Annotated in this window: 12 protein-coding genes; 4 read left to right on the forward strand and 8 right to left on the reverse strand. The window is 70.0% G+C overall.

The features are described 5' to 3' along the window. Positions 1–90 precede the first annotated feature (90 nt). From POL25_RS08910 to groES, 6 genes are all read right to left on the reverse strand, one after another. Entirely contained in the window at positions 91–846 is a 756-nt protein-coding gene (locus POL25_RS08910) for a hypothetical protein (protein WP_272085495.1), read from the reverse strand. Next, complete coding sequence (locus POL25_RS08915) at positions 846–1382, reverse strand: RNA polymerase sigma factor (RefSeq protein ID WP_272085496.1); 537 nt, start codon at positions 1380–1382, stop codon at positions 846–848. Before POL25_RS08915 ends, POL25_RS08910 begins: the two co-directional genes overlap by 1 nt. 47 nt (positions 1383–1429) lie before the next feature. Beyond that, positions 1430–2482: a hypothetical protein gene (locus POL25_RS08920; protein ID WP_272085497.1), complete on the reverse strand. Its 1053-nt coding sequence runs from the start codon at positions 2480–2482 to the stop codon at positions 1430–1432. A gap of 65 nt (positions 2483–2547) precedes the next feature. Further along, positions 2548–3363: an SDR family NAD(P)-dependent oxidoreductase gene (locus POL25_RS08925; protein WP_272085498.1), complete on the reverse strand. Its 816-nt coding sequence runs from the start codon at positions 3361–3363 to the stop codon at positions 2548–2550. 207 nt (positions 3364–3570) lie between these two features. Beyond that, the gene (gene groL, locus POL25_RS08930) at positions 3571–5217 is read right to left on the reverse strand and encodes a chaperonin GroEL (RefSeq protein WP_272085499.1); all 1647 of its coding nucleotides are present in this window, start codon (positions 5215–5217) and stop codon (positions 3571–3573) included. Between the two features lie 49 nt (positions 5218–5266). Then, on the reverse strand, positions 5267–5566 hold the full coding sequence (gene groES / locus POL25_RS08935; protein WP_096330647.1) for a co-chaperone GroES: 300 nt from the start codon (positions 5564–5566) through the stop codon (positions 5267–5269). Between the two features lie 298 nt (positions 5567–5864). On the opposite strand from groES, the gene POL25_RS08940 reads away from it, so the two are divergent. Continuing rightward, positions 5865–6416 (forward strand): hypothetical protein, encoded by a 552-nt coding sequence (locus POL25_RS08940; RefSeq protein WP_272085500.1) that lies wholly within the window; start codon positions 5865–5867, stop codon positions 6414–6416. Between the two features lie 62 nt (positions 6417–6478). Here the strand turns inward: POL25_RS08940 and panC are convergent, their stop codons facing one another. Both panC and panB read right to left on the reverse strand, forming a co-directional pair. Further along, positions 6479–7315: a pantoate--beta-alanine ligase gene (gene panC, locus POL25_RS08945; RefSeq protein ID WP_272085501.1), complete on the reverse strand. Its 837-nt coding sequence runs from the start codon at positions 7313–7315 to the stop codon at positions 6479–6481. 3 nt (positions 7316–7318) lie between these two features. After that, entirely contained in the window at positions 7319–8206 is an 888-nt protein-coding gene (panB, locus tag POL25_RS08950; protein ID WP_272085502.1) for a 3-methyl-2-oxobutanoate hydroxymethyltransferase, read from the reverse strand. A gap of 394 nt (positions 8207–8600) precedes the next feature. Here panB and POL25_RS08955 point away from each other — a divergent pair, with 394 nt between their 5' ends. From POL25_RS08955 to POL25_RS08965, 3 genes are all read left to right on the forward strand, one after another. Next, the gene (locus tag POL25_RS08955) at positions 8601–9563 is read left to right on the forward strand and encodes a hypothetical protein (RefSeq protein WP_272085503.1); all 963 of its coding nucleotides are present in this window, start codon (positions 8601–8603) and stop codon (positions 9561–9563) included. Between the two features lie 21 nt (positions 9564–9584). Beyond that, positions 9585–11093 carry a DUF1501 domain-containing protein gene (locus tag POL25_RS08960; protein ID WP_272085504.1) on the forward strand — a complete coding sequence of 503 codons (1509 nt, stop codon included), beginning with the start codon at positions 9585–9587 and terminating at the stop codon, positions 11091–11093. A 72-nt stretch (positions 11094–11165) separates the two neighbouring features. Next, positions 11166–13295 carry a hypothetical protein gene (locus POL25_RS08965; protein ID WP_272085505.1) on the forward strand — a complete coding sequence of 710 codons (2130 nt, stop codon included), beginning with the start codon at positions 11166–11168 and terminating at the stop codon, positions 13293–13295. Positions 13296–13496: the final 201 nt, after the last annotated feature.

Below are 13496 nucleotides of genomic sequence, written 5' to 3' on the forward strand. Positions count from 1 at the left end.
AGGCGGACTCATGTCCGCGAATTCCATCTCAGGACATGGTTAAACGGACATGTACCATCATACATGTCTCACAGGACATCAGGGCGTTCTTCACGCACCGGCGCAGCTGCTCTTGACCCGCGGCGCGTGCGTCGAGTCGGGCCACTTCGCCAGCATGTCGCGAGCCACCCGCCGCGCGTCGGCGACGCGACCGGCGGCGCACAGCGCCTCGACGTGATAGGCGATCCGCTCCTGCACCAGCTGCCCGCCCGCGAACCGCCGCGCGTGCTCGTCCACCCCGGCCAGCGCGCGGGCGCTGTCGTTGCGCTTGAGCGCGCCGCGGATCTCGGCGATGAGCTTGAGCTCGGCGGCGAAGTCCGCGGGCTCTTCCTCCACAGGCGGGGCGTCGATGCGAGGCCTGGGACGCGACTTCTTGCGCGCCTCGGTCGGCTCCTCGGGCGCAGGCTCGGGCGCTTCCACGACCGCAGGCGCGGGCGTGACGCTCGGCGTCACGACCGGCTCCGGCGCGGGTGCGAGCGGCGCAGGCGTGGCGATGTTCGGCCTGGCCTCGGGGACAGCTTCGATCGCGGCCACGGACACCACCTGCGGCGCCTCGGGCCGATCGCGCGCGCTCCACAGGCCGACCGCGGCGGCGATCAGCGCGACCCCGGCGATGACCTTCAAGACCACGCCGCCGCCCCCGGTGGCGCCTCCGAGCGCACCGGGGTCCACGTCGGCGCCGCCGGGCGGAGCTGGCCCATGGGCCAGGCGATGCTCGACGGCGGCCCAGATCCGGTCCTCCGCGCCCGCCTCGGGCACGGCCTCGCGCTCGCCGCGGAGCAGGTCTTCGAGCCGGTCGGACTGCATCAGCGCACCTCCTTGGCCGCCGCCACAAACAACGCACGCTCGAGCTGCTGCCGAGCCGCGCGCAGCCGCGAGTACACGGTGTTGACGTTGAGCCCGAGCCCGACGGCGATCTCCTGCGCCGTCATGCCCTCGAGCTCGGCCAGCACGAACACCGCCCGCCGCTCGTCGTCGAGCTGGTCGAGCAATTTTAATAATGTGTCGGTCGCGTCCTTGCGCGCGTAAGGGTCGGAGCCGCCGCCCTCGGCGTGAGCCTCGGCGAACGCCTCGACCCGCCGCAGGTGCCGCGAGGCGCTGCGCCGATGGACCTGGACCACGCGCATGGTGATGGCGAACAGCCAGGTCCGCATCGAGGCCTCGCCGCGGAACTCGGCCAGCCGGCGAGCGACGATCAGGAACACGTCCTGGACGACGTCGTCGAGCGCGGGCGCGGGCGCGCCGAGCCGCCGGGCGCTGCGCCACACGAACTGGAAGTGCTCGCGATAGGCCGCCACCAGCGCGGGGCTGGGCGGGGCGGCGGCTTGAGCGGCGGCGGTCATCGGATCGGGGGTTTGTGACCGGCTCCGCGATTTATCATCACGGGTCATCACGGAAATCGGACTTCGACCGCGAGCAGGGCGCGAAAGCTCGCCAGGGCGCCACGGTAAATCTCCCCCAGATTCGCCACGACGAACCGGGGCCTCACGACGTGGACGGCGCCCTCGACGATCGCGCCGACGGCGACGCGCGGGTGGGCCGCGTAGAACACGCCCGGGGCCAGATGGAGGGCCACGAACAGCTGGCGCGCCTCGCTGGTGATCGTGTAGCCGACCCCGCGGCCATACATGGCGCCGAGCTCGAGGCCGGCGCACAGCGGGAACTCGAACTTGCGCGCGTGCAGCAGCGGACACCCACGCACCGCGCCGACCGCGAGCTGGAGGTCGGCCCCGCGATCGGGGATGTCGTCGAAGCGGGCCCGTCGCAGCGGCCCGTAGCCGACCTCGAACTCGAGCCGCGCGCGCGGCCAGATCAGCGCCGGCGTGAGCCGCAAGAGCGCGCCGACGCCCGGTAAGTCGCCGAAGCTCAGGCCGGCGCCGAGCCGCACGCCGCCGCGCACGCGCCTCTCCTTCTTCTGCTTCACCTCGGGCCGCGGCTGCGGCTCGGGCCGCGGCGGCTCCGGCTGCACCACCGGCTCCGGCGGCGGCTCGGGTTCGAGCGGTGGTTCGAATTCCTCGACCGTTTTGGCCTCGGCCGCGACCTCGGCGGCGTCTGTCTCTTCGGACATGCGATCGAGGACCGACGGATCGATCGCCATCGCCGCGATCAGGGCCCCGGCGCGCGCGAGCGCGTCGCACTGCGCATGCGTCAACGAGCGCTGCAGGGTGCCCTCGTCGCTGACCGTCCACAGCCGCAGGTCGAACTCGCCGCCGGGATCCTGGCGGACGCGGGCGATCGCCGTCAGCCGCGGGCCCTTGCGCTCCGTCAGCGGCCCGCCGAGCAGGCGCTCGAGCTCGGCGACGACCTCGGCCTCGGCGGGGCAGGTCGTGGGCGCGTCCCAGCGGAACTCGACGACCGGTCGCGGGCTCGCGGGCGCCGCTGCGGCCGGGCCCATCGCTCCCGCGAGCAGCAGCGCCACCAGCCCGCCGTGAAGCATCGCCACGCGGCGGAGGATGGTCCGCCGCCGCCGCGATTACAACGGCGAAACGCGGCGCGCACGCGCGCGCCCTAGGACATCCCGCGACGGCGCATGAACGCCGCCTTGTTCTTGGCCCCGCGCCGCTCGAGGGCCGGTCGCAGCCACGCGCGCAGGCGCGGCGAAAGGTAGCCGAGCGTCGCCAGCTTGCCCGACGCGAACGGCAGATCGATCTCCGTCGGGCTGCGCGGATCCTGGATGCACGCCAGCACCGCCGCTGCGCACTGCTCGGGGCTGCTCATCGGCTGCGAGAAGGTAAGGTCGCTGACGCCGTGGATGTCGGCGTCGAAGAAGCCGCTGTCGACCGGCCCGGGGTTGACGTTGGCGATCCGGATGTCGCGCCGCGCCAGGTCCTCGGCGGCTGCGAGGGCCCAGAAGCGCAGGCCGGCCTTGGTCCCCGAGTACACCGCCGAGCCGGGCACGCCGAGCTTGCCGGCCAGGCTGGCGACGTTGACGACGCAGCCGCCGGCGCGCATGTGGTCGGCGGCGATCCGCGTCAGCACCACCGGCGCCGTCAGGTTGACCGCGACCATGTCGGCCAGCGCCTCCGGCGGGTGTTGCAGCATGTCGCCGCGGTGATGCAGGCCGGCGTTGTTGACCAGCACGTCGAGGCCGCCGAAGCGCGCGACCACCTGGTCGATGAGCCATGGCAATCGGGACAGGTCGCCGACGTCGCACGCGATCGCCACGGCGCCCTCGCCCAGCTCGGCGGCCGCGGCCTCGAGCTTGTCGGCCGTGCGCGCGACCATCACGACGCGCATGCCCGACCTGTGCAGCAACTTGGCCGTCGCCAGGCCGATGCCCGACGACGCCCCGGTGACGAGCGCGACCCTGTCCTTGAGCTCCACGCGGCGACGCTAGCAAAACCCCGCCCAAAAAGGACGGACCTCGCCGACGTCGATGCGCACGGCGGTGACTTCCAACGAAGAGCCCGCTCCACGAACGAGCCGACACAGCGGGACCGCGACGCCGCGACGACCGACCAAAAAGGCCGAGCCCCGACCCTGGTGGATCGGGGCTCGTACGCGCGCGCAGTCAGCGAGCGCGGGCCGGGCTCACATGTCCATGCCGCCCATGCCGCCGCCCGGATGGCCGCCGCCGCCAGCCGCGGGGGCTTCCTTCTTGGGCTTCTCGGCGATCATCGCCTCGGTGGTCAGCATCATGCCGGCGACCGAAGCAGCGTGCTGAAGCGCGGTGCGGACGACCTTCGTCGGGTCGATGACGCCGTCCTTGACGAGGTCGACGTACTGACCGGTGCGGGCGTTGTAGCCGAACGCACCCTCGCCGCCGCGGACCGCGTTGATGACGACCGACGGCTCGGCACCGGCGTTCGCCACGATCTGGCGCAGGGGCTCCTCGATCGCGCGACGGATGATGCTGACGCCGACGCTCTGCTCGTGCGTCGGGGCCTTGACGTTCTCGAGCTCCTTCTGGGCGCGGATGAGGGCGACGCCGCCACCGGGGACGATGCCCTCCTCGACGGCCGCGCGGGTCGCGTGGAGCGCGTCCTCGACGCGAGCCTTCTTCTCCTTCATCTCGACCTCGGACGCCGCGCCGACCTTGATCACGGCGACGCCGCCGACCAGCTTGGCGAGACGCTCCTGCAGCTTCTCGCGGTCGTAGTCCGACGAGGTCTCGTCGATCTGGGCGCGGATCTGCTTGACGCGGGCCTGGATGTCGGCCTTCTTGCCGCCGCCGTCGACGATCGTGGTGTTGTCCTTGTCGATCGTGATCTGCTTGGCGGTGCCGAGGTCCTTCAGGGTCAGGTTCTCGAGCTTCTCGCCGAGGTCCTCGGTGAGCGCCTTGCCGCCGGTGAGCACGGCGATGTCCTTGAGCATCTCCTTGCGACGGTCGCCGAAGCCCGGGGCCTTGACGGCGGCGACGTGGAGCGCGCCGCGGATCTTGTTGACCACGAGGGTCGCCAGCGCCTCGCCGTCGACGTCCTCGGCGATGATGAGGAGGCTGCGGCCCTGCTTGGCGACCTGCTCGAGCACCGGCAGCAGGTCCTTCATCGTCGAGACCTTCTTCTCGTAGCAGAGGATGTAGGGCTCCTGCAGCGAGACGACCATGCGCTCCTGGTCGGTGATGAAGTACGGGCTGAGGTAGCCGCGGTCGAACTGCATGCCCTCGACCACGTCGAGGTCGGTCGTCGAGGACTTGTTCTCCTCGACGGTGATCACGCCCTCCTTGCCGACCTTGCTCATCGCCTTGCTGATGAGCTTGCCGATCTCCTCGTCGCCGTTGGCGGAGATCGTGCCGACCTGCGCGACTTCCTCGTCGCTGCTGGTGGCCTTCGACAGGTTGCCCTTGATGAAGTTGATCAGGCCCTCGACGGCGATGTCGATGCCGCGCTTGAGCTCCATCGGGTCGTGACCCGCGGCGACCATCTTCAGGCCCTCGCGGTAGATCGCCTGGGCGAGCACGGTCGCGGTGGTCGTGCCGTCGCCGGCGATGTCGGAGGTCTTCGAGGCGACCTCCTTGACCATCTGCGCGCCCATGTTCTCGAACTTGTCCTCGAGCTCGATCTCCTTGGCCACGGTCACGCCGTCCTTGGTGACCGTCGGGGAGCCCCAGGACTTCTCGATCACCACGTTACGGCCGCGCGGCCCGAGGGTGACCTTGACCGCGTCGGCGAGGATGTTGACCCCGCGCAGGATGGCGTGACGAGCGGACTCTTCGAAACGAACTTCTTTGGCTGCCATGATGTGTGTCTCGTGTGTGAGGGGAAAAAACCGTTTTCGAGAGGCCCGCTCAGGCCTCGAGGATCGCGAGGATCTCGTCCTCGCGCAGGATCATGTGCTCCTCACCGTCGAGCTTGATCTCGGTGCCGGAGTACTTGCCGAACAGGACCTTGTCGCCGGCCTTGACCTCGAGCGGGGTGCGCTTGCCGTTGTCGTCGACCTTGCCGGGGCCGGCCGAGATCACCACGCCCTTGGCGGGCTTCTCCTTGGCGGAGTCGGGGATGAAGAGACCACCGGCGGTCTTCTCCTCCTCGGACATGCGCTTCACCAGCACGCGATCGTTCAAGGGACGAACCTTCGTCGTTGTCATCTGCGGTCTCTCCTGATTTCCGAATGCAGGCCCCGTGGGGGGAAAGATGCTGTTCGTGGTTGCGAGCGTTCCCGCGCGACTCCGCTTAACTCTGCGGAATCGCCGTGAAAATTTGCGGGGGCTCCGTTAGCAATCACCCATGTAGGAGTGCTAACGCGGCGCGGAGTGTAAAGCGAGTCGGTACCCGGTCAACCCCTCCGCGCGGGACGTTCAACGGTCAGAACTCGTGCGGTTAACTCACATAATTCGCTTGCCTGGCCGGTCGTCTCTGGTAGCGTGGGAAAATAGGAAACCTCCCATGCCCGAGCCAGAACTTCGTTTTGCAGGAACCCTCGAGTCCTTCTTCTACGACCGCGTGGCCCAGGGAAAGACCGGCAGCTCGTTGCCCACCGAGGTGGGGGCGTACGTGGTCCACATGCTCGCCGACCACGTGCGGCGGACCAGCGTCGCCGGTCGCACCGCCGGGCCGCTCGCGCTGCAGTACCTGGCCGCCCGCGAGCAACAGGGGGCGCGCCGGACCCAGGCGCTGCGGGCTGTCGGCGACCGGGCCCTCTTCATCGCCGGGGTCGTCCCGCACAGCATCGACCGCACCCCCGTCGACCTGCGCTATGTGCGCTCGCTCGGCGCCAGCGCCTACCGCCAGATCGGCGAACCGGCCGTGTTTCGCACCCTCGCCGTCAGCTTCGAGGCTGCGGCCGAGGCGATCTCGGAGGCCACCGACAGTTGTCCGGACGGCGACCTGCTCGGCCTCTACGAGCGCTGGCAGAAGTACGGCGATCGCCGTGACGAACAGCGCCTGGGCGCCGCCGGCGTCGTCCTGGTGCGGGGCCGGCGCGACGTGATCCAGTGAGTCGGTGACTGACTCGGCGAACCCGGGTTCGCCGACCGCGGCCACCGGGACCCGCGACGTGGTCAGGGCCGCAGCACGGTGTTGTCGATCAGGCGCACCCCGCCGAAGAACGCCGCCACGGCGCACAGGGCCGGTCGCTCGACCCCGGTCACCGGTTGCAAGTCCGCGGCGTCGACCAGCGACGCGTAGTCGACCCGGCCCGGCGCCAGGGCAGCGCCCGGATCGCCGAGCAGCGCCGCGGCCTCGCGCTCGCCCGCGGCGAAGCGCGAGCGGACCTCGGCCAGCCAGCGCGCGATGGCCAGCGCCTGCGCGCGTGCCTCCGGCGACAGGTTGGTGTTGCGGCTCGACATCGCCAGACCGTCGGCCTCGCGCACGATCGGCATGCCCACCACCTCGCCGCCGAGGAACAGGTCCGCGTGCATGCGGCGGAGGATCGCCAGCTGCTGGAAGTCTTTCTCGCCGAACAGCGCCGCGTCCGGGCGGACCAGCCCCCACAGCTTGGCCACCACCGTACAGACCCCGCGGAAGTGGCCCGGGCGCGACGCGCCGCACAGGTGCTGGTCGAGGCCCTGCACCTCCACCCACGTGTTCGTCCCGTGCGGATACAGCTCGCGCGGGTCGGTCGGGCAGAACGCGACGTCGACCCCGCACTCGCGCGCCTTGGCCAGATCGCCGGCCTCGTCGCGGGGGTAGCGGGCGAGGTCTTCGCTCGGGCCGAACTGGGTCGGGTTGACGAAGATCGAGAGCACCAGGCGATCGCCGCGCTGCCTGGCCGCGCGCAGCAACGACAGGTGGCCGTCGTGGAGATAGCCCATCGTCGGCACGAACGCGACGCGCGTCGCGGGGCCGAGCGAGGCTCGCCACGCCTGCATCTCCGAACATGTCCGAACGACCAGCATGCTCTACTCCGTCGCCGAGGGCGGCCCACCCGGGCTCGTGGGCCCGGCGGAGAAGCTGTGCTCGTCGCCCGGGAAGCTGCCCTCGCGGACCTCGCGGCCGTAGGTGGCGAACGCGTCGCGCACCACGCCTGCGAGCTCCGCGAAGCGCTTGACGAAGCGCGGCTTGAAGCGGTCGTCGAGCCCGAGCAGGTCCTGCATCACCAGCACCTGGCCATCGCAGCCGACCCCTGCCCCGATCCCGATCGTCGGGATCGCCAGCGATTGCGAGATCTGCCGCGCCAGCGCCGCCGGGATGCCTTCGAGCACCACGGCATAAGCGCCGGCCTCTTGCAGTTGCAGCGCGTCCTGTCGCAGGCGCTCCGCCGCCGCGTCCTCGCGACCCTGCACGCGGAAGCCCCCGAACTCGTGGACGCTCTGAGGCGTGAGGCCGAGGTGACCCATCACGGGGATACCCGCCTGCACGATCTTGCGCACCGCATCCGCCCGGCCGCCGCCCTCGAGCTTGACCGCCTCGGCGCCACCTTCTTGCACGAGCCGACCCGCGGACAGGAGCGCTTGCTCGGCGCTCACCTGGTAGCTCATGAACGGCAGGTCGACGACCAGATGCGCTCGCTGGACCGCACGGCGGACGCAGCGGGCGTGGTAGCACATGTGCTCGAGAGTGACCTCGAGCGTGTGCGGATGGCCTTGCATCACCATGCCCAGGCTGTCCCCGACCAGCACCACATCCGCGCCTGACTCGTCGACGAGGCGAGCGAAGGTCGCGTCGTAGGCCGTGATCATGACGATGCGCTGGCCTTGGCGCTTGTATTGATGGAGCACCGGCGCGGTCACGCGGCGCGTCGTCGCGGGGATCTCCCCGGTTGCTGCGGGCTTGGCTCCGAGGGTCATATGTGCTCGCGCGAAGCATATCGCAGAGCAGCGAGGTCGCGGTCCATGAAGAATTTGCTCGCCGTGCTCCGGCGTCGGCTCGCGCCTCGGCGCATGACATGTGTGCGGGGCGATGCACGCCTCGCCTCATGAGCTGGACACCTCGTGTCCGCGCGGCTGTGACGATGAATTCGCGGTCGACGAGCTCGCGATTCGCGGTGCGCTGTTTCGCGGGACAGCGGTGACAAAAATCACCCAAGTGTGAAGTTCCCGCCGTGTCTTCGCGGAGATTTATTTTCTTCGCTGGGAAAAGATGACTTTGATGGGAAGGGCTGATCGACGTTCTTCTCGCACGAATGTGCGGGCGACATCGCTGCTTCGCGGCACCTGGCCTCTCGGGCAGGTCCTCTGTGCCATGTCCTTGTGGGCTTGTGGGGCCGACGACGGCGGCACCGGGGACAGCGAAGCGACCACGGTGGCCGAGACCACCGACGACGGCACCGGCGGCACCGACAGCACCGGCGGCACCGACACGCCGACCACCGGCACCACCGGAGCGACCGACACCTCGGGCACCACCGGCGTCGACGTCGGCCGCGCCAAGGGTCTGCTCAACTTCACCTTCTATCCCGAGACCGCGGGCGGCCTCCCGGCCGAGCTGGGCATGGCAGGCGCCTGGCGCACCGAGCCGCTCACCACCGACGACTTCTTCGCCGTCCAGGCCTGGGGCATGCACCTCCCGCCGGCGCCGGACGAGCCCAACACCATCGCCAACAACGCGATCCCCGCGCCCTACGAATGGGGCAAGGACGAGACGTGGGTCGTCGGCGGCAACGCGCTCAAGCTGCGCGGCGCCGCCGGTGAGTCGCTGGCCTGCCTCATGATGGTGCAGGACACCTTCCCGGTCTACTTCAGCGACGACGCCGAGTTCTTCGACCCGCTGTGCGCCCCCGACCCCGCGCGCTGGGTCGCTGGCGACGTCTACGACGTGATCGCCTTCGGCGGCGACGGCAAGGACGACATCGTCCTGCCCGCGGCCGTCACGGCTCCGACCGCGCTGACCGTCACCGCGCCCGACGTCGGCGTCTCGCTGTTCGACCACGACCGCGCCACCGACCTGAAGCTCACCTGGGACGCCAACGGCGGCCAGCCGAACCGGATCGTCGTCCGCCTCATCGACACCTACGGCCAGATGCTCACCGCTCACGCCGTCGACGACGGCAGCTTCACCATCCCGAGCGCCGAGCTGCTCCAGCTCGCCCCCGGCCCCGCCACCCTCACCATCGCCCGCGAGCAGAGTTTCGACCTCGGCCTCCCGGACGGCGACCTGCGGGTCGTCCTCCGCTACGAAGTCTGGGCCGACCCCGATCTGATTTAAAGGACCCCCACGAGACGGACCATGCAGCGCAGAACCTTCATGAAGTCCCTCGGCGTCGCCACGGCGGCCGGCGCCTCCTTCGGCATTCTTCGTCATCCACGGCGCGCGGAGGCGTACTGGGGCGAGTGGCCGGCCGACAAGCTCGACGCCATGATCCCCGTCGAGCGTCAGGCCAAGAACGTGCTCGAGCTCTACCTCTACGGGGGTATGAGCGCGTTCGACACCTTCTACGCGGTGCCTGACTGGGGGAAGAACGACGAGCGGTTCCTCCACGCGTTCTACAACCAGACCCAGACGCGCTTCGGCCAGTGCGGCTTCGGCAACGAGCTGACCGAGGCGTTCGCCGAGGACGCCAAGGGCACTCTGGTCCACCTCGGCCCGTGGGTCTCGCCGCTGCGGGCCCGGCCCGACATCGTCGCGCGCATGCGGGTGCTCGTGCAGCGCCACGACCTCCTGCCGCACGAGGGCGCCAACCCCTACGCGCTGACCGGCAGCCGCCTCGGCTCGCCGCGCCTCGCCGGCGTCGGTGCGTCGATCCAGCGCCACTTCCTCGAGCAGCCCGGCGGCCTGCGCCCGACCCCGTACGCCTACGTCCTCTACCCCGGCGTCGAGTTCCCGACCGACAACGTGCTCGCCGCCTCCGCCATCGGCCTCCACCCCGGCTCCGCGCGCCCGCTCAGCGTCACCGTCGATCCCAACTCGTCGCTGTCGCAGCTGCTCGCCCGCCCCAGCGTCGGTGAGGGTCGTGACGACTACGACGCCGCCGTCGACCACTACCTCGCCGCCTACCAGCAGCGCTTCCGGCCCGGTGGCAAGGGCCAGCTGACCCGCTCGGCCGAGCGCAGCAACTTCGAGTTCGCCCACTTCGCCCGCCGCGGCGCCGGCGAGCTGTCGAGCGTGCTCTCGGCCGACCTGTTCGAGGACGTCGCCGGCACCCAGTGCAACGACATGTCCGGCAACGACAAGCCGCGCATGCAGGCCCGCATGGCCGCCAGCCTGCTGACCCGCGCCCAGGATCAGGCCCGCTACGTCCACTGGATCGACGGCGGCCTCAAGCCCAACCCCTCGGCCGGCCACGACACCCACGACAGCCACGTCGAGGACTCCTCGCGCAACGTCTCGCACACCCTGCAGTGCCTGGCCGACATCATCAACGCGCCGAACGAGAACGACCCCGGCAAGATCAACCTCGACGAGACGATGATCGTCATCAACACCGAGTTCGGCCGCACGCCGCACCGGCAGGGCCAGTCGGGCCTCAACCACTGGCCGCAGGGCATGGTCAACGTCGTCATCGGCGGCCCCATCACCGAGGCCGAACGCGGCATCTACGGCGCCATCACCGAGGCCGACGGCTTCGCCGACACTTACATCAGCCCGGCCGAGAACCGCATGCTCGTGATGATGGCCCTCGGCATCTACCCGTTCAGCTCGCAGACCTTCGCCGTCGGCGACGTGGCCGGCGGCGTCAAGAACCAGGCCGAGGCAGCCCAGCGGCTGCGCGACGTCTACATGGGGCTCAAGCTCTGAACGAGAGGAGGCGCGACCATGACTCGACTTCACCACTCCAACGCTCCTCTCCTCGCGTCTGTCTTTGCGTGCATGTCCCTCACGGCATGTCCCAACGACCAGACCGACTCCGACACCGCCACCAGCGGCGACACCAAGACCAGCGGCGACTCGACCGAGACTGACGCGACCGACAGCGCCGCCCCGACCACCACCGACACCCCGACCACCGCGGCCACCGACGGCACCAGCGACGGCACCGGTGACCCCGGCGAGGAGCCGCCGCCCGCGGGCGACGGCGAAGAGTCGTGCGACGCCGGCGACGAGGCGTTCGTCAAGCGCGTCATCCCGCTGCTGCAGGGGCGCAAGCCCGAGGGCATGCGCGAGGTCCAGCTGCTCGTCAGCGCGATCGAGCAGCTCGACGCCAAGGGCCAGGACGGGCGAGCGATCGTCGCCCGCGGGCTCGCGTCCGGCGACCTCTACCTCAACCGCTGGCGCACCTTCTTCTGGGAGCAGCTGAAGATCAACCGGTTCGAGATGAAGTCGAACTACGGCTGCTACTCGCAGATGACCGGCGCCGCCGACGACGACGACCTCGCGGCCTACATCCGCGACAACGACGCCCAGGGCTCGAGCTTCGGCCCGCCGTTCACCATGGGCGACGTCATGATGAGCGCCCTGCGGCTCGACGACCTGAGCCCGATGTACCGCGCCGACATGTTCGCGCGCATGGCCCGGCCGCTGTCCGGCGCCAACATCACGCAGGAAGAGTTCGAGATCAACGCCCGCTCCAACTACGGCGAGATCTTCGAGTCGAGCTACCTCGGCCGGCGCAGCGGCTGCCTCGAGTGCCATACCAGCACCGAGTCGGTCACCTACAACCCCGACCCCAAGTACAACCACTTCTGGGCCCTCCCCGGAGACTTCGAGGGCGCCATCTACGGCGACCCGAAGGGCCGGCCGGAGGAAGAAGTGTACGCCGCCTTCCGCTGGACCGGCTTCGTCGACAACGACGGCGCGGTCGAGCCGTGGGGGTGGAGCAACAGCTGCGGCCGCTTCAACCCCGGCAACCAGGGCGACATCCTCGGCATCCCCGGCTACCTCGGCGGCGCGCTGCCCGAGGGCGGCCAGCTGTTCGACATCGATCCGCTGTTCAAGACCGGCTTCGCCACCCTCGCCAGCGAGGGCCTCATGGTCGACGGCAACCTGTCCGTCGCCCCCGACCAGGCGCTCGCGTACCTCACCGCCGTCAACATCGCCAACGGCGTGTGGAAGGAGATGCTCGGCTACCCGCTGACGCTCGCGCACAGCTTCCCGCGCAACGAGAAGCAGCGCGACATCCTCGGCGAGCTCGCCGACGCCTTCATCTCCGACGAGTACTCGCTGCGGACGCTCCTGGTCGAGATCGTCACGCACCCGTACTTCAACCAGGAGGCGCCGGACCTGTGCGACGCCTCGAACTCGTACCACATGAAGCCGGTGTTCGACCCGTTCTCGGTCACCGCCGCCGACCCCAACATGCGCGGCAACGGCGTCGGCGACCGCATCCAGCGCTACAGCGCGTGGGTGCTGGTCGAGTCGGCCATGCGGGCGATGTGGTGGGAGCTGCCGGTGCAGCAGGTCCAGGACAACGAGTGGAACTACCCCAGCGTCAACTTCCTGCGCGACCAGGGCGTGTTCCTCAAGGACGCGATCAACGGCTTCAACGGCGTCGACTTCAACGGCCTGCTGTCGTGGGAGAACCAGCTCGCCGCCGGCACCAAGCAGTCGATGCAGGGCAGCTGCACCGGCCCGCTCGGCCAGCCGTGCGCGCCGTACGAATGGATCGAGCTCATGCTGGTCGAGGCCAGCATGGTCCCGGGCGCCACCGTGGGTGACATCGCGGCCGCGATCAAGGACCGCCTGATCACCGAGCCGACCATCGCCGGCCCGGCCGAGGCCGCCGCCATCGAGGGCGTCATCGGCCTCCCGCTCGACACGCCGATGAGCCAGGCCGACACCGGTCAGCTCGAGGCCGGCGCGCGCCGGTTCGCCGGCATGCTGCTCAGCACCCCGCAGTTCATGCTCTCGGGCGTGCCCAGCCGCGATCAGGACCCGGCGGCGATCCCCGCCTTCGCCGTCCCCGGCACCGACATCGAGTCGCTTTGCAACGTCCACGCCCCGCTGCTCCTGGGCGGCCAGTTCTCGTGGAGCTGCAGCGCCGACGGGCTCAAGCTGCGCTGAGCGGTCCCGCCGCCAAACATGGCCCCTGCGACATGGCGCTTTCGCCATGTTCAGGGGCCTCGTCGCGAGCGGCCGCGGACCGGCATGGATGCGCGCCCCTCGAGACATGTCTCTCTCGCCATGCTCAATAACTCCATGGCAAGCGGCCACGGACGCGCACCGATGCATGCCCCTTGAGACATGTCTCTTACGACATGTCCC

It is taken from the genome of Nannocystis bainbridge (assembly GCF_028368995.1).
Classification (GTDB): domain Bacteria; phylum Myxococcota_A; class Polyangia; order Nannocystales; family Nannocystaceae; genus Nannocystis; species Nannocystis bainbridge.